Raw genomic sequence first — 19,886 nt, 5'->3', positions numbered from 1 at the left:
GGGTGCTGGCTGATAGGGATGCCCTCAGGCCGCTGGCTTACAGCGTATCGATAAAGCTGCGCAGCTTGTCCGAACGTGATGGGTGCTTGAGCTTTCTCAGCGCCTTGGCTTCGATCTGGCGGATGCGCTCGCGCGTCACGTCGAACTGCTTGCCGACTTCTTCCAGCGTGTGGTCGGTCGACATCTCGATACCGAAGCGCATGCGCAGCACCTTGGCTTCGCGTGGTGTCAGGCTGTCGAGGATGTCTTTCACCACATCGCGCAGGCCGGCCTGCATCGCTGCTTCCAGCGGTGCGGTGTTGGCGCTGTCTTCGATGAAATCACCGAGGTGGCTGTCGTCGTCGTCACCGATCGGCGTTTCCATGGAGATCGGCTCTTTGGCGATCTTCATGATCTTGCGGATCTTGTCTTCAGGAATCTCCATCTTCGCAGCCAGGATGCTGGCGTCCGGCTCGAAGCCGAACTCCTGCAGGTGCTGGCGCGACAGGCGGTTCATCTTGTTGATGGTCTCGATCATGTGCACCGGGATGCGGATGGTGCGGGCCTGGTCAGCGATGGATCGCGTGATCGCCTGGCGAATCCACCAGGTGGCATAGGTCGAGAACTTGTAGCCGCGGCGGTATTCGAACTTGTCCACCGCCTTCATCAGGCCAATGTTGCCTTCCTGGATCAGGTCCAGGAACTGCAGGCCGCGGTTGGTGTACTTCTTCGCAATCGAGATCACCAGACGCAGGTTGGCCTCGATCATCTCTTTCTTGGCATCGCGCGAGTTGGACTCGCCTTCGTTCATGCGCTTGTTGATGTCTTTCAGCTGGCCGAGCGGCACCACCACGCGCGCCTGCAGTTCGGCGAGCTTGGTCTGCAATTCCTGGATGGGCGGAATGTTGCGCGCCATCACGGTGGACCACGGCTTGCCCGCAGCGACCTGCTTTTCCACCCATTTCAGGTTCAGCAGGTTGGGCGGGAAGTCCTTGACGAAAATCTCCTGCGGCATGCCGCACTTCTCGACGATGATGCGACGCAGTTCGCGCTCTTTCTTGCGTACGTCCAGCACCTGGCCACGCAGCAGGTCGCACAACTTTTCGATGGTCTTGGCGGTGAAGCGCACCGTCATCAGCTCGTCGCTGAGTGCTTTTTGTGCCTTCACATACGCAGGGGTGCCGTAGCCCTCCTTGTCGTAGGTCTTGTGCACTTTTTCGAACAGCGCGGCGATGCGGTCGAAGCGCGTCAGCGCTTCCTTCTTGAGCTCTTCGAGCTTCTTGGTCAGCGCCTTGGAGCCGCCTTTGCCGTCGTCATCGTCTTCTTCGTCGAATTCGTCGAAGTCTTCCTCCGCCACATAGTCGTCGGCTTCGTTCGGGTTCGAGAAGCCGTCCACCACGGTGGAGATGACGATCTTGCCTTCGCGGATCTCCTCACCCAGGCGCATGATTTCAGCGATGGTGGCCGGGCTTTCCGAGATGGCTTCCATCATCTTCATCAGGCCGCCTTCGATCCGCTTGGCGATCTCGATTTCGCCTTCACGGGTCAGCAGCTCGACGGTGCCCATTTCGCGCATGTACATGCGGACTGGGTCGGTGGTGCGGCCGAACTCGCTGTCCACGGTGGAGAGCGCGGCTTCGGCTTCTTCTTCCGCTTCTTCTTCGGTGGCCACGGTCGGGCCGGTATTGTTCAGCAGCAGGGTTTCGGCATCGGGTGCCTGTTCGTACACCGCCACGCCCATGTCGTTGAGCATGTTGACGACGACTTCCAGCGTCTCGGCATCGACCAGCTTGTCGGGCAGGTGGTCGGAAATCTCGCCGTGCGTCAGGTAACCGCGCGTCTTGCCGAGCTTGATCAGGGTCTTCAGGCGCAGGCGGCGCTTGAGCATGTCTTCTTCGGAGAGCACGGTCTCGTCGAGGCCGAACTCCTTCATCAAGGCGCGTTCCTTCGCCTTGCTGATCTTCATGCGCAGTGGCTTGACCTTCTCGGTCGTCTCCGCCACAGGTTCGCCCACCAGATCGTCTTCAATGTCGGACAGGTCCAGGTCTTCGCCAGACTTGGCTTCTGCATTCTTGGGCTTGCGGCCGCGCTTGGCGCCGGTCGCAGCCGGAGCACCATCGGCAGCAGCCGGGTTCTTCGGTGGGCGGCCCGGCTTCTTTTTCAGCGATTCATCTGCAGCAGCGACCGCAGGTTTGGCTGCGGACTTGGCAGCAGGCTTGATGGACTTCGATTCAGGACTGGACTTGGAGGGCACGGACGGGGCTTTCTTCGGGGAACTGGCGATGGGGCTGGCTTTGGATGAGATGGCGGGTTTTCCGGGCTTTTCAACCTTGCTGCTCTTTGGGGGAGTCTTTGGGGCAGCTTTTGGGGCAGGCTTTGCTGTCGCCTTTGCAGCGGGTTTGGCCGCTGGTTTGGGAGCAGCTTTCACCGAAGGCTTGCCAGCCGGCTTGGCCACCTTCACCGCTTTCGTGGCCGCTTTGGCGGCTGCCTTGGGCTGCGCGCCCTGCGGCTTCTTCGGTGGGATGGTCTTCTTGGGTTTGGCAACAGGCATGGAACCTCCAGTGAACGGAATGTTTTTGACGATCTATCGGCTACCAGTGAACAAAAAATACGTCGCAGGCCCGACCGCAGCCAGGCGCATTGGCAATCGCAACTTCAGGAACGGGAGAGTTGAAAAAGCGCACCACCCACGTGCCAGGGCACAGGGGAAGCAGGCGATTTCAGGCAAGCTGTTTGGGCGAACATTTGGTGTGCAGTCCTTGCGGAAATTCCGTGGAGGAGGTGGCCGACTCTTGTGCGAGTTCCCTTTGATTTAAGGGCTGGCCGGTACCGGAGGTGCTGCTGTCGCGCTTACCGAAAGGTGGATTATACCCTGATGCCTCATTTTTAGGCAGAAAACAAGGCAAAAAAGCAGAGCAAGAAGGGTGGAAAAACGAACTCAGGCTTTCTTGAGGTTCGCTTCCAGCAGCGCCTGATAGCGCTGCCGCGCGGCCGGGTCGGTGGTGACCAGCGGCACCAGCGCGTCCATCTCCCGCTGGCGTTCCAGCCGGACCAGCTGGTCGAGGATGGCGCGCACCTCGTCCCAGTGCAGCTCGATGCCTTCGGGGATTTGCGAGATCTGGGCGATGGCGTGCTTCTCGTGCGGATGGCCGCGCAGGCCCTCGCGCAGCGCCGCCCAGGGCTGGGGGCCGTGTTCGTGCAACTGGCCTTCCAGCCAGACAAACAGCGGGCCGTGCGGCGCGGGCAGGCCGAGCAGCAGGTGGTGCTCTTCGGTGCTCAGCTTGTCCCAGCTTTGCGCGTCGGTCAGTAGCAGGCGCAGTACGCGGTCTTCACGGCTGGCGGGCAGCATGCGGCCTGCCACGCGCCGCGGTGTGCTGCTGCGCCCCGGTGTGGACGTGCCCCGGCTCCACCCTTCTGATGCGCCCGGCGGCAAGTCGATGGGCGGGTAATCCGGGGCATAGGCGCCTGCATAGGCCTCATCGGGCGGGTAGTCGCCGGGCGGCGGCATCTGGCCTGCGGGCTCGGCACGCGCACCAGGGCTGGCAGCGCGGGAAGGGCTCGCTGGCTTGTTCTTGTAGTTGCTGCGGTTGCTGGTGGCGGCAGGCTGCCAGATCTGCAGCAGTTCGCGGCTGTCGATCAGCACGCGGTCGGCAATTTCGGCCAGTAACTGGCGTTTGAGCGCGCCGTCGGGCAAGAGGCTCCACAGCGGCCGGGCGTTGCTGGCCATGTGGGCGCGGCCTTCGGCGGTGTCGAGGTCGCAGCCCTCGGCTGCGGCGTCGAGCATGAAGCGGCTCAGCGGCACGGCCTTGCTCACATAGTCGGCAAAGGCCTCCTTGCCGTGCTCGCGGATGTAGCTGTCGGGGTCGTGCTCGGACGGCAGGAACAGAAACTTGACGGTGCGCACATCGGTGGCAAAGGGCAGGGCGGCGTCGAGCGCCTTGCGGGCCGCGCGCCGACCGGCGCCATCGCCGTCAAAGCTGAACACCACCGAGTCGGTGAAGCGGAACAGCTTTTGCACATGGTCGGCCGTGCATGCCGTACCGAGCGTGGCCACCGCATTGGCAAAGCCGAGCTGGGCCAGCGCCACCACGTCCATATAGCCTTCGGTCACCAGCGCGTAGCCGTGCTCGCGCAGCGCGGGCCGGGCCTCATACAGGCCGTAGAGCTCGCGTCCCTTGCTGAAGACCGGCGTTTCGGGCGAGTTGAGGTACTTGGGCTTTTCATCGCCCAGCACGCGTCCGCCAAAGCCGATGCATTCGCCCTTCACGTTGCGGATCGGGAACATCACGCGGTCACGGAAGCGGTCGTAGCGCTTGGCTTCGCCTGCGGCGTTTTCCTCGCCAGCCTCACCGGTGATGACGAGGCCGCTTTCCACCAGCAACGGGTCGTTGTAATCGGGAAACACGCTGGCGAGACTGCGCCAGCCTTCGGGCGCGTAGCCCAGGCCAAAGGTCCTGGCGATCTCGCCCGACAGGCCCCGGCCCTTGAAGTAGTCGATGGCACGCGGCGAGCTGCGCAGGTGCTTGATGTAGGCGGCAGCGGCTTTTTCGAGCACGCTGGTCAGCGTCGCCTGCTGCTCGCGCATCTGCGCGGCGCGGGCGCGGTCCTGCGGCGAGACATCGTCTTCCGGCACCTGCAGGCCATACTGCTGGGCGAGGTCTTTCACCGCTTCGATGAAGGTCATGCCCGAGTGGTCCATCAGGAAGCTGATGACGTTGCCGTTCTTGCCGCAGCCGAAGCAGTGGTAGAACTGCTTGGACGGGCTGACGCTGAACGACGGCGACTTTTCGCCATGAAAGGGGCACAGGCCCATGAAATTGGCGCCGCCTTTTTTCAGCTGCACCGAACGGCCGACGATGTCCACCACATCCGCGCGTGCCAGCAGTTCCTGGATGAATGTTTGGGGGATCGCCATGGTTAATTATCGCCCCCACGGTCGTTCGCTTCGCGTAACTCCCTGCCCCCCGAGGGGGCCGTCCGCCTGTGGCCCGGCAAAGCCGGTTCCACGGCTCCGCTGGTATGAATACACAGCCTTTTCGACATGCTGCGGCTTGTTGAAATCCGTTCGTCCTGAGATATGGAACGATGCGCCTGAGGTCTGGCGAAGCTGGCCCTGCGGCACTCGCTTGCCAAGAGGCCGTGGCTACGCCGAGTGGTGCGGGCTCAGTCGCCCATCACCACGCCTTCGCGTCGCGGGTCGGCGCCGCCGACGAGGCCGTTGGGTGTTTTCCGGATCACCTGCAGGCCGCTGGTCATGGGCTGTTCGCGCACCTCGGCGCCTCGGGCGCGCAGGGCCTCGACGGTGGCGGGGGTGAAGCGGCGCTCTTCCAGCAGACTGGGGCCACCGAGTGATCCGAAGTTGGGCAGGTCGATGGACTGTTGCGGTGACAGGCCCCAGTTCAGCATGCCGTAGAGCGACTTGGCTGTGTAGTGAATGATCAGCGCACCGCCCGGGCTGCCACCGGTCAGCACCAGCTGGCCGGTAGCCTTGTCGAACACCAGCGTGGGCGACATGGACGAGCGCGGCCGCTTGCCGGGTTGCACGCGGTTGGCCACCGGTTTGCCGTCAGCACCCGTGGGTGAAAAACTGAAATCGGTGAGCTCGTTGTTGAGCAGGAAGCCGCCGGGCTTGCCGGTGCCGCCGTCCGTCATCAGTCGGGCGCCGAACTGGTCTTCAATCGTCGTGGTCATGGCCACTGCCTGGCCGTACCCGTCGATCACGCTGATGTGGGAGGTGCCGTACTCCACCTGTTCCGGCATCGGTGCATACGCAGTTTTCACGGGCCCCGGCACGCCAGGTTGTGCCGTCTTCATGCTGGGGCCATCCGGCTGAATGAGTCTGGCGCGGCTGGCGAGGTAGTCGGGCGCCAGCAGGCTCTGCCAGCTGCCACCGGGCGGTGCCACGAAGTCCGGGTCGGCCACATACTGCGCCCGGTCAGCAAACGCGAGTCGCGCGGCCTCGGTGTACAGATGCAGCCAGTCGGCCGAAGGCGTCGGTGCCACGGTGCCGGCCACACCGCCGAAGCCTGGGACCAGCCCGTGTGTGGACGCGGGCGTATGGCCGAGGATGCCCAGGATCTGCCCCACCGCGATGGCGCCGGAACTGGGCGGCGGCATGCCGCAGATGCGGTAGCTCTGGCGGGCCGCGCTGTAGTCGGCGCACAGTGGCTCGCGCTTGACGGGCTGGTAGGCCGCCAGGTCGGCCATGGAGAGCCGGCCCGGGTTGCCGGGGTGGCTTTGCACCTTGTTCACGATGGCCTGCGCCACCGGGCCTTCCAGCAAGGCGCGCGAGCCCCGGGCTGCAATCTGGCGCAGCACGTCGGCCAGCGCCGGGTTGCGCAGCAGGGTGCCGGTGCTCACTGGGCGGCCATCGGGCTGGTAGAAGTAGGCGGCTGCGGTGGCGTCCTTGCTCAGAAAGCGCTCGGTGGTGAGCTGGGCGTTCAGGCGCGGGCTGACACGAAAGCCGGCTTCAGCCAGTTGAATGGCAGGGACAAACAGCTGCGCCCATGGCAGGCGGCCGTGTTGCCGATGCGCCATCTCCAGCATGCGCACGGCGCCGGGTGTGCCGACCGAACGGCCACCGACCGCGGCGTCGTGGAACGGCAGTGGTTTGCCGTCAACGCCGAGGAGCAGTTTTTCATCGGCAGCGGCAGGTGCGGTTTCCCGGCCATCAAAGGCCTCGACATCACGCCCGTTGGTGTGCAATAAAAACGCGCCACCGCCGATGCCGCTCGATTGCGGCTCCACCAGCGAGAGCACCGTTTGCACGGCAATTGCTGCATCGACAGCGGAGCCGCCGGCGCGCAGGATTTGATAGCCCGCCTCGGTGGCCAGCGGGTTGGCCGCAGCGACGGCGAACTTCTGTGTGGTCCAGCCGGGCTTGGGTGCGAAGCCCGAAGCGCTTTCGGGTTGGCTGGGTGTGCCCTGGCGAAGGCCGGTCGAGGGGCTGGTGCATGCCGCCAGAAGCGACACCCCAAGGCAGGCGACGACGAATGATCGCCGTGGCGCTGGATTCACGCAACGCATCATGACGCCTTGCCGTCCGCAGGCTTTTCAGCGCGGTGCGAGCCGGATTGCGCCGTCGAGGCGGATCACTTCGCCGTTGAGCATGTCGTTTTCAAAGATATGCTTCGCCAAGCGTGCGTAGTCCTGCGGCGTACCGAGGCGCGAAGGAAAGGGCACGCCTGCGGCCAGCGAGTCCTGCACTTCCTGCGGCATGCCGAACAGCATGGGCGTGCCGAAGATGCCGGGCGCAATCGTCATGTTGCGGATGCCGTTGCGGGCCAGGTCGCGCGCGATCGGCAGCGTCATGCCGACAATGCCGCCCTTGGAAGCGCTGTAGGCCGCCTGACCGATCTGGCCGTCATAGGCGGCAACCGAGGCGGTCGAGATCAGCACGCCGCGCTCGCCGGTGGCTTCTGGCTCGTTCTTGCACATTGCATCGGCGGCCAGGCGGATCATGTTGAAGCTGCCCACCAGATTGACGGTGATGGTCTTGCTGAACAGAGCCAGGCCGTGCGCGCCGTTCTTGCCCACGGTTTTCTCCGCCGGGGCAATGCCCGCGCAGTTGACCAGACCCATCAGCTTGCCCATGGACACGGCCTTGGCCACCACGGCCTGGCCGTCGGCCTCCTGGCTGACGTCGCATTTCACAAAGGCCGCCTTGTCAGCGCCCAGTTCCTTGGCGATGGCTTCGCCCTTGTCGGCCTGCATGTCGGCTATGACGACCTTGCCGCCATTGGCGACCAGCATGCGCGCCGTGCCTTCGCCCAGACCGGATGCGCCGCCCGTCACGATGAAAACTTTGCCTGCGATGTCCATGGTGTGTCCCGGAAAAATGGAGATGAAAGAGGAAACGCTGGCGTCACTGCAGCAGCTATCGCGTATGGCTCGTGGGCTGAAAAGTGACGTTGACGTAAACGTAAAGTGGCATTATGGCCGAAGGGGCTTGGTCATCAGCCGTGTGCTCACTGGCAGGCAGAATACGCCTCTTTGCTCTGGTGCTGCGGCCCGCGTGGCGCCCCTCCATGTCAATTTCAATGTCAAAACTCTTCCCTGGTCGAGCTGGTCTTGTGTTGGCGCTCGCGGCGCTATTGGCTGGGTGTGGCACTGCGCCCCCGCTGCCACCAGGCAAGCCTGCCGATCCGGTGGTTATCGAGCCCACCAGAAAGCCAGTCAGGCTGGGCCTGGCCTTGGGCGGTGGCGCTGCCCGGGGCTTTGCGCATGTTGGAGTGATTGCCGTGCTCGAAGAGGCCGGGCTCAAGCCGCAGCTGGTGGTGGGCACGTCGGCAGGCAGTCTGGTGGCAGCGCTCTATGCCAGCGGCAGAACCAGTGCCCAGCTGCAGCAGGTGGCGCTGAACATGGATGAGGTAGCAATCACCGACTGGACCTTGCCGATTTTCAGCCGGGGCATGTTTCGCGGTGAGGCCTTGGGCCGTCATGTGAACGAGCTGGTGGCCGGGCGACTGATCGAGAACATGGCCATGCCGCTGGGCATTGTGGCCACCGACCTGGGTTCCGGCGAGCCGGTGCTGTTTCAGCGCGGCGATACCGGCACGGCGGTGCGGGCGTCGAGTGCCGTGCCGGCGGTGTTTGTACCGGTCCGGATCAATGGGCGTGAGTATGTGGATGGCGGCTTGGTGTCACCGGTGCCGGCCCGCTTTGCGCGCCAGATGGGGGCGGATGTGGTGGTGGCGGTGGATATTTCCAGCCCGCCCGAGGGCAACCCGGCAGGCGACACCCTGCAGATATTGCTGCAGACCTTTGCCATCATGGGGAAAAGCCTGAACCGCTACGAACTGCGCGATGCCGATGTGGTAGTGAAGCCCTCGCTCGTGGGACTCAAGAGCGCAGACTTTTCCGCCCGTCAACGCGCCATCGATGCCGGCCGTGCGGCCATGCTGGCAGCCTTGCCCGCACTCAGGGAACGGCTGGCCGCTGCCGCCATGCGCTGATCCACGCGGATTTCAGGGCAAAAAAAAGCCCGGTCGTGAGACCGGGCTAATTGGATCTGTGAAAGTGGCTTTCAGCGAAGATCCAAGGAGACAAGGGGTCGGAAGTGATGCAACGAATTGCAGTATTTCCAGATCAGGCTCCTGAGCATTCCGGCGCGCTGGGCACCGGAAACTCAAAACAATCAATTAACGCTCAAATCAGCGCTTTTTGGCAGCGGTCTTCGTGGCGTTCACAGCGGTCGTTGCCACGGTGTTGAAGTTGGCTTCAGCCATGTCGGTGGCTTGCTTGACAGCTTTCTGCATGGATTCGAAAGCGTTGTTGGCAGCAGCCACGGCGCTCTTCATCACAGCCACGGCGGTCTCGGAGCCGGCAGGTGCGTTCTTGGCAGCGTTGTCGACCAGGCCGACGAATTTCTTCTGGGCTTCAGCAGTCTGGCTTTCGAAGGTCTTGCCGATGTCGGCGCCAGCAGCAGAGGCGATGTCGTACAGGTGACGGCTGTAGGCAGCGGTCTTCTCAGCCAGGGGCTGGACCATGCCGGCTTGCAGAGCCAGCAGTTCCTGTGCGTCTTTCACGCCCATCACGGCTTGTGCGTGGTTGGCGGTTTCAGCCAGGGCAGCCTTGGTGGCTTGCACGTTCAGTTCGACCAGTTTCTCAACGCCTTCGAAGGCTTTGTGGGTCAGACCAAACAGGGTTTCGATGTTGGCTTTGTGCGAGGCCATGATTTGTTCAGCGGTCAGCATAGTGTGTATCTCCGATAAGTTAATGAAGGTCAATTAGTTGCTTTGCGCTGAATTGCTGCACTGCAACATGATTCGAATTATAGGGATAACCCGGGTCAATGCAAGCGATTTTTGTTGCGCTGCAGCATTCTAGGTAACAAGGCCTAAATCCCGGGGTCGGGCTGAGGTTCACCAGAGTGAAGGAGTCGGGATTTACACCCCTCGGCAGCCGCCGGTTTGTGGGTCCCCACGGGGCTGTTTGGCTCGATTCGCTACACAATCGAACAACTTTCCTGCCTTTCCGGATGCCTTTCGGGGGCCTCTTCAGCCGATTTCTCCGTCCCTGTTCCCCTGTGCAAGCCTTTTACGCCGACCACTTTGTGTTGCCCCTGCCCGAGGGTCACCGCTTCCCGATGGCCAAGTACCGCCTGCTGCGCGACCGGCTGGCTCAGGAACTGCCGGCTGTGCGACTGGCGCAGGCGCCCGCTGCCAGCGACGGAGAGCTCGCGCTGGCCCACGCGCCGGACTACATCAGTGCCATCGCCCACGGCAGCCTGCCGGCACCGGCGCAGCGCGAGATCGGTTTTCCGTGGAGTCCCGCCATGGCCGAACGGGCGCGGCGCTCGGTCGGCGCCACGGTGGCCGCCGCCCGCGTGGCGCTGGCGCATTCCGTTGGTGGCCGTTTGGGTAAGGGATCGTCTGGGGCAAGTGAAGGCGTGGCGGCCAATCTGGCCGGTGGCACACACCATGCCTACGCCAGCAAAGGCGGGGGGTTCTGCGTCTTCAACGATGTGGCTGTCGCAGCCCGGCTGATGCAGGCTGAGTGGGCCAGGGCGCATGGCCCGGCGCGCAAGCCGCTGCAGGTGGCGGTGATTGATCTCGACGTGCATCAGGGTAATGGCACGGCCAGCATTTTTGCGCGCGACCCGAGTGTGTTCACGCTGTCGCTTCACGGCCAGAAGAACTTTCCTTTCCGCAAGGAGGCCAGTGACCTCGACGTCGAATTGCCCGACGGCTGCACTGACGCGCCGTATCTGCAGGCGCTGGAGCATGCCCTCGACGAGCTGGACCGCCGCTTTGAACCCGGGCTGGTGTTCTTTCTCGCCGGGGCCGACCCGTTCGAGGGCGACCGCCTTGGGCGCCTCGCCCTCAGCTTTGACGGCCTGGAGGCGCGCGACCGCCGGGTGTTCGACTGGGCCTGGCAGCGGCGCATTCCGCTGGCGTTTTCGATGGCTGGCGGTTATGGCGTGCAGATCGACCAGACCGTGCAGGTTCAGATGAACACCTACCGGGTGGCGCTGGAGTACTGGGCCAAGTGGAATGCCCTCACTGGCAAAATACCCGCGCATGAGTCCTGAGTCCACAACGCCGCGTCCGCAACCTGAGCCACGCGGCGCTTATAAAGCCTTTCGCCCCATCAGCACCCGCTGGTCCGACAACGACGTGTACGGCCATGTGAACAACGTGGTGTACTACAGCTGGTTCGACACCGCCGTCAACGGCTTCCTGATTGAGCAGGGCGCCATCGACATTCACACCGGTCCGGTGATCGGCTTTGTGGTCGAAACCGGCTGCAACTACTTTGCACCACTGGCCTTTCCGGAGCCTGTGGTGGCTGGCATTCGCGTGGCCCATGTGGGGCAGTCGAGCGTGCGCTACGAAGTCGGTCTGTTTCCTGCTGATGAGCGTCGGCCGTGTGCGGCCAGGGGTTATTTCGTCCATGTGTATGTGGACCGCGCCACACAGCGGCCGGTGCCGCTTCCGCCTGAATTGCTTCGTGTTCTGGAGACTTTGCGATGAATGCTGCCATTTCTTCCGCCCCGGCGCCATCGGTTGACGATGCCCGCAACCCCGTCGAGGAAGCCATCCTCAGCCGCCAGTCGATGCGCGCCTTCCTGCCCAAGCCGGTGCCGCGCGAGACGATTGCCCATCTGCTGGATTTGGCCGCTCGCGCACCGTCGGGCACCAACACCCAGCCCTGGAAAATCTACGTGCTGCAGGGCGCCAGCCGCGATGCGCTGGTGGACAAGGTGTGCGCCGCCCATGATGCGATCCGTGACAACCCGGCGCTGGCGGCCAGCTACCAGGAGCCTTACGACTACTACCCCGAGAAGTGGGTGTCGCCCTACATCGACCGCCGCCGCGAGAACGGCTGGGGCCTGTATGGCCTGCTGGGCATCACCAAGGGCGACAAGGACAAGATGCACCTGCAGCAGCAGCGCAATTTCCGTTTCTTCGATGCGCCGGTGGGTCTGATGTTCACGCTGGACCGCGTGATGGGCCGGGGCTCGCTGGTGGACTACGGCATGTTCATGCAGACGCTGATGCTGGCCGCACGCAGCCACGGCCTGCACACCTGCCCGCAGGCCGCATGGAATGCGTTTTCCAGCATCATCCTGCCGCATGTCGGCGCCGGAGAGAGCGAGATGCTGGTCTGCGGCATGTCGCTCGGTTATGCCGAAGAGGGCGCGCTGGTCAACACCTTCCGCACGCCGCGGGTGCCTGCGGCGGCCTTGACGACGTGGCTGGACTAGATGAGAGCCCACGTTGGGTGACCGTTATGAACTGCGCTTGATGGACTTCAACCGGTGACTTTCTCTGTGGTCCAACTGCTGGGCGGGTTGTCGTACGCCACCACGCTGTTTTTGATGGCGGCGGGGTTGACGCTGATTTTTGGCGTCACCCGCATCGTCAACTTTGCCCACGGCAGCTTTTTCATGCTGGGGGCGCTGTTTACCGCGCACTGGGTGACGCACTGGTTTCCGGCGTGGGGCGAGAGCGCGCCGCTGTATCTGCTGGCGATGCTGCTGGGTGCAGCTTGTGCTGCAGTGGCGGGCGCGGTGGCCGAGTTCCTGCTGCTGCGCCGCATGACGGGCGCACCCGAGCTGTACCAGCTGGTGGCCACCTTTGGGCTGACTCTTGCCATGCACGATGCGATGCAATGGGGCTTTGGTCCGGAAGAAGTGTTCGCGCCGCGCTTTCCCGGCTTGAAAGGATCAGTGCAGATCGGGGAGGAGTTCTTTCCGGTGTACCAGCTGGTGATGATTGCGCTCGGCCCGCTCGTCTGGGGCGGGCTGCATCTGCTGCTGCGGCATTCGCGCTTTGGCCAGCACCTGCGCGCCGCCACACAGGACCGCGGCATGCTGGCCGCGCTGGGTGTGAACCCCAAGCCGCTGATGCTGGGCGCGGTGGTGCTGGGCTGCGCGCTGGCCGGGCTGGGTGGGGCGCTGCAGCTGCCGCGCGAGCCGGCCCATCTGCAGATGGACACCAACATCATCGTCGAGACCTTTGTCGTGGTGGTGATGGGCGGCCTCGGCAGCATCGGCGGGGCGTTTGTGGCGGCCTTGCTGATCGGGCTGGTGCATGCCTTCGGCATCAGCCTGTTTCCGCAGGGAACGCTGGTGGTGGTGTTCCTCACGATGGCGGTGGTGCTGGTGTTCCGGCCGCAGGGTCTGGCCGGGTCTTTGGCTGCGTCGCACGCGGGTGATGCTGCGGTGCGCGAACCGGCGCAGAAGTTTCAGGGCCTGGCGTCGGGGCCCCGGTGGCTGGCTGCCGGTGGGTTGGCCCTTGTCGCATTGGCTGCGCTGGCCTGGTGGGGTGGCCCCTACTGGCAGGCCATGGCGGCCGACGCCCTGATCCTGATGATCTTCGGCATCAGCCTGCAGGCCATGATGGCCCTGGGCGGGCTGGTGAGTTTTGGCCATGCGGCTTTCTTTGCGCTGGGGGCGTACGGTGCGGCGCTGTCCCACACGGCGTGGGGTGCGTCCCTGCCGGTGGCATTGGCCACCGGGTGCCTTGCCGCGCTCGCGGTGGCGGCGGTGTTTGGTGCTGCAGTGATCCGCAGCAGCGGCGTGTATCTGGCCATGCTGTCGCTGGCCCTCGCGCAGGTGATCTGGGCCGGCGCCACGCAGTGGGTGGCGCTGACGGGCGGTGACAACGGCATGATTGGCCTGACGCTGGTTTCAGAGGACGGACGGCCGCTGTTTTATGTGCTGCTGGTGGGGATCGCGCTGGTGGCTGTGCTAGGCCTTCGCGTGCTCGGACGCTCGGTGATGGGCGCAGCGCTGCAGGCACTGCGGGATGCGCCCGGCCGCGCTGCCGCCTCGGGCTTGCCGGTGGCCGGACTCAAGTACCGCATTTTTGTGGAGAGCGCTGTGCTGGCCGGCCTGGCAGGCGGGTTGCTGGCGGCGCACAAGGGGGCCGTGTTCCCGTCGGTCGCGGCGGTATCGACCTCGGTCGATGCGCTGCTGGTGGTGCTGCTCGGCGGCGTGCACCAGCTCTGGGGTGCAGTGGCCGGCAGCGTGGTGCTGAGCTATGCGGGTGCCGAACTGGGCCGCGAGGTGACGTATTGGCGCGGGCTGCTGGGCGTGTTCATCATGCTGATCATGGTGGCGTCACCCTTCGGACTGCTGGGCGTGGTGACGCGCCTGCGCAGCCGGGTGCAAGCAGCCAATGCTCGGAGGGCGGCCTGATGCTGCAGGTCCGGCAACTGGTCAAGCACTTTGGCGGGGTGCATGCGGTCGATGGCGTGAGCTTTGAGGTTCAGCCCGGCGACTGCGTGGCGCTGATTGGCCCCAATGGTGCCGGCAAGTCCACCACCTTTGCATGCATCGCAGGGCAATACCCGGCTACCTCGGGTCAGGTGCTGTGGAAGGGCCAGGCACTGGACCGCCTGACGCCAGCCCAGCGTCTGCGGCAAGGGGTGGGGCGGACCTTCCAGGTGGCGCAGGTGTTCGAGGCGCTGACCGCACTGCAGAACGTGCAGCTGGCGATGGAGGCTGCTGATGGCGCGGGCGGAACGAGTGAACGGGGCGCGCGCTCCACGCTGGGGCTCTCGGCCGGCTTTCGCCGCCTTGGCAGCCGCTCGACCGATGCCGCGATGGCCCTCTTGACGCAAACAGGTCTGCAGGCACAGGCCAGCGTGGATGCACTCAATCTGCCCTATGGCGCCAAGAAACGGCTGGAACTGGCCATGGCGCTGGCGGCACGACCGCAGTTGCTGCTGCTCGACGAGCCCGCAGCGGGCCTGGCCGAAGAAGAGCGCGCCCGCCTGATGGCGCTGGTCAAACAGGTGGCGGCGCAGGGCATGGCGGTGCTGTACACCGAGCACAACATGGACGCGGTGGCCGGCATGGCCGACCGGGTGCTGGTGCTGATTGAAGGCCGGCTCGTCGCCGAAGGCCCGTTTGAGGTGGTGGCCCGCGACCCGGTGGTACGGGCGCGCTACCTTGGCGAATCGTCGGGCGCCGTGATTCAGCCCGCTGCAGGGGTTTCAGATGCTTGAAGTCGATCACCTCGATGCGTTTTACGGCCCGGCGCAGGCGCTTTTCGGCGTCTCGCTGCAGGTACACCCCGGAGAAATGGTGGTGCTGCAGGGACTCAATGGCGCGGGCAAGTCCACGCTGCTCAAGAGCGTGATGGGGCTGGAGGTGCAGACCCGCGGCACCATCCGCTACCAACCGCCGGGCGACCCCGGCTCGGCCGGGGTGACCATTCAGGGCTGGGAGACCCACCGCCGGGCGCAGGCCGGGCTCGGCTATGTGGCGGAGGACCGGCGGCTTTTCACCGGCCTTTCAGTACGCGAGAACCTGCGCATCGCGGCGCGCGGTCCGGCAGCGGCCGTGGCGGCGCTGGAGGCACAGGCGCTGGACCTGTTCCCGGCGCTCAAGTCCATGCTGGCGCGGCCTGCCGCCCACATGAGCGGCGGCGAGCAGCAGATGCTGGCGATTGCCCGCACGCTGATGACCGGGCCGCGCATCCTGCTGCTGGACGAACCCTGCGAAGGCATCGCCCCGGTGCTGGTTGAATCGATCCGCGACGCCCTGCTGGCGCTGAAGGCCCAGGGCATGGCGCTGCTGGTGGCGGAGCAAAACCAGTTGCTGGCCTCCCGGGCCGACCGCCTTCTGCACCTGGTTGCGGGTAAAGTCAGGGGTTCGTGAAAGCGACCGGCGCAGCGGGCCACACGCTCCAAATGCTTCCCATGCTCCCAACGCGCCAAAGTTGCATCGACCTTCCATTGTTCGTTTGAGCTCCAGAAAGAGACACCCATGACCATCATCACCACACCCTCCGGCCTGCAATACGAAGACACCGTGCTCGGCTCGGGTGCCATCGCCAAGGCGGGCCAGAACGTCAAGGTCCACTACACCGGCTGGCTGTACAACGGCGGCGTGCAAGGCGCCAAGTTTGATTCCAGCAAGGACCGCGGCCAACCCTTCCAGTTCTCGCTGGGCGCCGGCCAGGTGATTCGCGGCTGGGACGAGGGCGTGCAGGGCATGTCGGTCGGCGGAACCCGCCGCCTCATCATTCCAGCAGAGCTGGGCTACGGCGCACGCGGCGCCGGCGGCGTGATTCCACCGAATGCCACCCTGCTGTTCGAAGTGGACTTCCTCGGCACCTGAGATGCAGGCATCTGCGGCATGGATCTTCAGGCCGCAGCGGACCAGTGATTGCCCGAAAGGGCGCCGGGCGACTTCATGATCATCACCAGCCTTCTCGACACCGACCTGTACAAGTTCACCATGATGCAGGTGGTGCTGCACCAGTTTCCCGGTGCAGAGGTCGAATACCGCTTCAAGTGCCGCAATGCGGGCGCCCCCGGCATGGGCGACCTTGCGCCCTACGCGAATGAAATCCGCGAGGAGATTCGCCACCTGTGCAGCCTGCGCTTTCAGGATGCCGAACTGGCCTACCTGAAGGCGATGCGCTTCATCAAGAGCGACTTCGTGGATTTCCTGGGCATCTTCCGGCTCAACGAGAAGTATGTGAAGGTGTCGGCCTTGCCCTCCGGCGAGATCGAGGTGTCGATCAAGGGCCCCTGGCTGCACACCATCCTGTTCGAGATTCCGGTGCTGGCCATCATCAACGAGGTGTACTTCCGCAACACCCAGAAGCAGCCCGACCTGGAGGAGGGCCGCAAGCGCCTGTCGACCAAGATTCTGGAGCTTCAGGAGGGTGGCCTCGGCGAGCTCAAGATCGCCGACTACGGCACGCGCCGGCGTTTCGGCAAGGAGTGGCACGAAGAGGTGCTGCGCACGCTGGTCTCGCGTCTGGGCACGGGTACGCAAGGCCAACTGGCGGGCACCAGCAATGTGCTGTTTGCGATGAAGCTGGGCCTCACGCCGCTGGGCACCATGGCGCATGAATACCTGCAGGCCTGCCAGGCCCTGGGCCCGCGTCTGCGCGACAGCCAGGTGTTCGGCTTTGAATCGTGGGCCAAGGAGTACCGGGGTGACCTGGGCATTGCGCTGTCAGACGTGTATGGCATGAGCGCTTTCCTGCGCGACTTCGACATGTATTTCTGCAAGCTGTTTGATGGGGCGCGCCATGACAGCGGGGATCCGTTCCAGTGGGGCGAGCGCATGATCGAGCATTACGTCAAGAACCGGGTCGATCCGAAGACCAAGACGCTGATCTTCAGCGACGGCCTGACCGTGCCGCGCACCATCGAGCTGTATCAACAGTTCCGTGGGCGCTGCCAGCTGGCCTTCGGCATTGGCACCAATCTGACCAACGACATGGGCTATGAGCCGCTACAGATCGTCATCAAGATGATCCGCTGCAACGGCCAGCCGGTGGCCAAGCTGTCGGATACACCGTCGAAGAACATGTGCGACGACGAAAAATACCTGGCCTATCTGCGCCAGGTGTTCGAGATTGTTTGACAGGGCGGTCAGCGGGCTGCAGCTGGCCTGAAAAAAGATACACAACCTTTTGGAGATGTGATGACTGAGCGGAAATCAGGGCGTGCACGCCGTGCGATGCGTGCCGTGGGTGCGGTGTCAATGGCGGGCCTGATGGCCTTTCTGCCGGGCGTAGCCGCTGCCGCAGAGATCAACGGCGCGCAGCTGTCGCCGATGTGGGGCATTCCGTTTGCGGGCATCCTGCTGTCCATCGCGCTGCTGCCTTTGTGGGTGCCCTCGTTCTGGCACCACCACTTCGGCAAGGTGTCGGCGGCCTGGGCACTGGCATTTTTGCTGCCGTTTGCGGTGGTGTTCGGGCCGGCGCTGGCCGGTACCAGTCTCGTCCATGCGGCGGTGGCTGAATACATTCCGTTCATTGTGCTGCTCACGGCCCTGTACACCGTATCAGGCGGCATTTTCATCCGCGGCAACCTGCACGGCAGCCCGGCGCTGAACACCGGCATTCTGGCCATCGGTACCGTGCTGGCCAGTTTCATGGGTACCACCGGTGCGTCCATGCTGATGATCCGTCCGCTGATTCGCGCCAACGACAACCGGGCCCACAAGGCTCATGTGGTGGTCTTCTTCATTTTTCTGGTATCCAACGCCGGGGGCTCGCTCACGCCGCTGGGTGATCCTCCGCTGTTCCTCGGCTTCCTCAAGGGCGTGGACTTTTTCTGGACGGTGCGCCACATCTTCCCGGAAACCCTGTTCCTCGTCGGCAGCCTGCTGGTGATCTTTTACTTGCTGGACAGCTGGTACTACCGTCGCGAAGGCGTGCTGCCTGTGGACCCGACGCCCGACACCCGGCGCTTTGGCTTCGACGGCATCGCCAATTTCTGGCTGCTCGGTGCCGTGGTGGGGCTGGTGTTGATGAGCGGCATCTGGAAGTCTCCGGTCGTGTTCGAGGTGTTCGGCACCGAGGTCGGCTTGCCCGGCCTGATGCGCGATCTGGGACTGATCGCGGTGACCTTCATCTCGCTGAGCATCACGCCGGCCAAAGTGCACTCGGAAAACCAGTTCTCCTGGGGCCCGATGCAGGAGGTGGCCAAGCTGTTCGCCGGCATTTTCCTCACCATCATTCCGGTCATTGCAATGCTGAAGGCGGGCGTGCAGGGCCCGTTCGGTGCGGTCGTCGCGGCAGTGACGCGCCCCGACGGGCAGCCCGACCCCGCGATGTACTTTTGGGCGACCGGCGTGCTCAGTTCTTTCCTGGACAACGCACCAACGTATCTGGTGTTCTTCAACACGGCAGGCGGTGACCCGCAAACGCTGATGACCACGCTGGCGCCCACTTTGGCGGCTATTTCGGCCGGCGCTGTTTTCATGGGTGCCAACTCCTACATCGGCAACGCGCCCAACCTGATGGTCAAGGCGGTGGCGGAAGAGCGTGGGGTGAAGATGCCCAGCTTCTTCGGCTACATGGCATGGTCTGGTGCCGTGCTGATTCCGCTTTTTGTCATCATGACCCTCATCTGGTTCCGCTGACTGGAACCGACATTTTTCATTTCCTGCGATCCCAAAAAATCAAGAGACAAACGAAAGGCATTCCATGAGCAAACCGAAAATTTTTGTCGCACGCGCCGTATTCCCTGAAGTGCTGGAGCGACTGTCCCAGCACTTTGAAGTGGAGAGCAACCAGGCGGACGATGTGCTCACCAAGGAGCAGCTGACGGCCCGCCTGAAAGACAAGCAGGGCGCCTTCACCACCGGCAGTGACCGCATTGATGCCGAGGTGCTGGCAGCCTGCCCGCAGCTGAAAATTTGCGCCAACATGGCCGTCGGCTACAACAACTTCGACATCGACGCGATGACCGCCGCCGGCGTGTTGGCCACCAACGCACCGGATGTGCTGACCGAGACCACCGCCGACTTTGCATTTGCGCTGCTGATGGCCACCGCCCGGCGCGTGACCGAGAGCGAGCATTACCTGCGTGCCGGTCTCTGGAAGAAGTGGAGCTTCGACATGTTTGCCGGCTCTGACGTGCATGGCGCCACGCTGGGTATTCTGGGCATGGGGCGCATCGGTCAGGGCATTGCCAAACGCGGTGCACATGGCTTTGGCATGAAGGTGATCTATCACAACCGTTCACGCCTCGACGCTGCGACCGAAGCCGCCTGCAAGGCCACGCTGGTCAGCAAGGAAGAGCTGCTCAAGACCGCCGACCATCTGGTGCTGGTGCTGCCGTACTCGCCTGCAGCGCACCACATCATCGGGGCGGCAGAGCTGGCCCAGATGAAGCCGACCGCCACACTGATCAACATCGCCCGGGGCGGCATTGTGGATGACGCGGCACTGGCGGTTGCCCTGAAAGAGCGGCGGATTGCCGCTGCCGGGCTGGACGTGTTCGAGGGCGAGCCCTCGGTGCACCCCGATCTGCTGACCGTGCCCAACGTGGTGCTGACGCCGCACATCGCCAGTGCCACCATTCCGACCCGCATGGCCATGGCCAACCTGGCAGCCGACAACCTGATCGCCTTTTTCACGGGCAAGGCGCCGCTCACGCCGCTCAATCCTGCCGTCCTGACCCAGGCCTGAGCAGCGGCCGGA

The 19,886-nt window shown here is 64.1% G+C and carries 17 protein-coding genes; 12 read left to right on the top strand and 5 right to left on the bottom strand.

Annotated elements, in window-relative coordinates:
- Positions 1-37: 37 nt before the first annotated feature.
- Positions 38-2,233: an RNA polymerase sigma factor RpoD gene (rpoD, locus tag AAG793_RS05635; RefSeq protein WP_341905164.1), complete on the bottom strand. Its 2,196-nt coding sequence runs from the start codon at positions 2,231-2,233 to the stop codon at positions 38-40.
- Between rpoD and AAG793_RS05630 the strand changes: the two genes are divergently transcribed.
- Complete coding sequence (locus AAG793_RS05630; RefSeq protein WP_341905162.1) at positions 2,199-2,795, top strand: hypothetical protein; 597 nt, start codon at positions 2,199-2,201, stop codon at positions 2,793-2,795. The two genes, rpoD and AAG793_RS05630, sit on opposite strands and share 35 nt — an antisense overlap.
- Before the next feature lie 122 nt (positions 2,796-2,917).
- Here AAG793_RS05630 and dnaG read toward each other — a convergent pair whose 3' ends face one another.
- The 3 genes from dnaG to AAG793_RS05615 form a co-directional block, all read right to left on the bottom strand.
- On the bottom strand, positions 2,918-4,894 hold the full coding sequence (gene dnaG / locus AAG793_RS05625) for a DNA primase (RefSeq protein WP_341905160.1): 1,977 nt from the start codon (positions 4,892-4,894) through the stop codon (positions 2,918-2,920).
- Between the two features lie 248 nt (positions 4,895-5,142).
- Complete coding sequence (locus AAG793_RS05620) at positions 5,143-6,951, bottom strand: gamma-glutamyltransferase family protein (protein ID WP_341905441.1); 1,809 nt, start codon at positions 6,949-6,951, stop codon at positions 5,143-5,145.
- An 81-nt stretch (positions 6,952-7,032) separates the two neighbouring features.
- Positions 7,033-7,800 carry a 3-hydroxyacyl-CoA dehydrogenase gene (locus AAG793_RS05615; protein WP_341905158.1) on the bottom strand — a complete coding sequence of 256 codons (768 nt, stop codon included), beginning with the start codon at positions 7,798-7,800 and terminating at the stop codon, positions 7,033-7,035.
- A gap of 218 nt (positions 7,801-8,018) precedes the next feature.
- Between AAG793_RS05615 and AAG793_RS05610 the strand changes: the two genes are divergently transcribed.
- Positions 8,019-8,933 carry a patatin-like phospholipase family protein gene (locus AAG793_RS05610; RefSeq protein ID WP_341905157.1) on the top strand — a complete coding sequence of 305 codons (915 nt, stop codon included), beginning with the start codon at positions 8,019-8,021 and terminating at the stop codon, positions 8,931-8,933.
- A 198-nt stretch (positions 8,934-9,131) separates the two neighbouring features.
- Here the strand turns inward: AAG793_RS05610 and AAG793_RS05605 are convergent, their stop codons facing one another.
- On the bottom strand, positions 9,132-9,674 hold the full coding sequence (locus AAG793_RS05605) for a phasin family protein (protein WP_341905154.1): 543 nt from the start codon (positions 9,672-9,674) through the stop codon (positions 9,132-9,134).
- A gap of 332 nt (positions 9,675-10,006) precedes the next feature.
- On the opposite strand from AAG793_RS05605, the gene AAG793_RS05600 reads away from it, so the two are divergent.
- The 10 genes from AAG793_RS05600 (at position 10,007) to AAG793_RS05555 (ending at position 19,874) form a co-directional block, all read left to right on the top strand.
- Positions 10,007-11,011, top strand: a complete 1,005-nt coding sequence (locus tag AAG793_RS05600) for a histone deacetylase (RefSeq protein ID WP_341905152.1) — start codon at positions 10,007-10,009, stop codon at positions 11,009-11,011.
- Positions 11,001-11,453: a thioesterase family protein gene (locus AAG793_RS05595; protein ID WP_341905150.1), complete on the top strand. Its 453-nt coding sequence runs from the start codon at positions 11,001-11,003 to the stop codon at positions 11,451-11,453. The genes AAG793_RS05600 and AAG793_RS05595 overlap by 11 nt, the downstream gene beginning before the upstream one ends.
- Complete coding sequence (locus AAG793_RS05590; RefSeq protein WP_341905149.1) at positions 11,450-12,187, top strand: nitroreductase; 738 nt, start codon at positions 11,450-11,452, stop codon at positions 12,185-12,187. The genes AAG793_RS05595 and AAG793_RS05590 overlap by 4 nt, the downstream gene beginning before the upstream one ends.
- Before the next feature lie 54 nt (positions 12,188-12,241).
- The gene (locus tag AAG793_RS05585; RefSeq protein ID WP_341905146.1) at positions 12,242-14,125 is read left to right on the top strand and encodes an ABC transporter permease; all 1,884 of its coding nucleotides are present in this window, start codon (positions 12,242-12,244) and stop codon (positions 14,123-14,125) included.
- On the top strand, positions 14,125-14,937 hold the full coding sequence (locus AAG793_RS05580) for an ABC transporter ATP-binding protein (protein ID WP_341905144.1): 813 nt from the start codon (positions 14,125-14,127) through the stop codon (positions 14,935-14,937). Before AAG793_RS05585 ends, AAG793_RS05580 begins: the two co-directional genes overlap by 1 nt.
- A complete protein-coding gene (locus tag AAG793_RS05575) occupies positions 14,930-15,592 on the top strand; it encodes an ATP-binding cassette domain-containing protein (RefSeq protein WP_341905142.1) in 663 nt (220 codons plus the stop codon). Before AAG793_RS05580 ends, AAG793_RS05575 begins: the two co-directional genes overlap by 8 nt.
- A 108-nt stretch (positions 15,593-15,700) precedes the next feature.
- Positions 15,701-16,054 (top strand): FKBP-type peptidyl-prolyl cis-trans isomerase, encoded by a 354-nt coding sequence (locus tag AAG793_RS05570; protein WP_341905140.1) that lies wholly within the window; start codon positions 15,701-15,703, stop codon positions 16,052-16,054.
- A gap of 75 nt (positions 16,055-16,129) precedes the next feature.
- On the top strand, positions 16,130-17,317 hold the full coding sequence (gene pncB / locus AAG793_RS05565; protein ID WP_341905137.1) for a nicotinate phosphoribosyltransferase: 1,188 nt from the start codon (positions 16,130-16,132) through the stop codon (positions 17,315-17,317).
- Positions 17,318-17,437: 120 nt separating this feature from the next.
- Complete coding sequence (locus tag AAG793_RS05560) at positions 17,438-18,823, top strand: sodium:proton antiporter (RefSeq protein WP_341905438.1); 1,386 nt, start codon at positions 17,438-17,440, stop codon at positions 18,821-18,823.
- Positions 18,824-18,887: 64 nt separating this feature from the next.
- The gene (locus tag AAG793_RS05555) at positions 18,888-19,874 is read left to right on the top strand and encodes a D-glycerate dehydrogenase (protein ID WP_341905135.1); all 987 of its coding nucleotides are present in this window, start codon (positions 18,888-18,890) and stop codon (positions 19,872-19,874) included.
- Positions 19,875-19,886 lie beyond the last annotated feature (12 nt).

This window comes from Polaromonas sp. YR568 (assembly GCF_943372955.1).
In the GTDB taxonomy this organism is placed as follows: Bacteria; Pseudomonadota; Gammaproteobacteria; order Burkholderiales; family Burkholderiaceae_C; genus Polaromonas.
The sequence above is the reverse complement of the archived record's forward strand: the minus strand, read 5'-3'. Positions and strand labels throughout refer to the sequence as shown.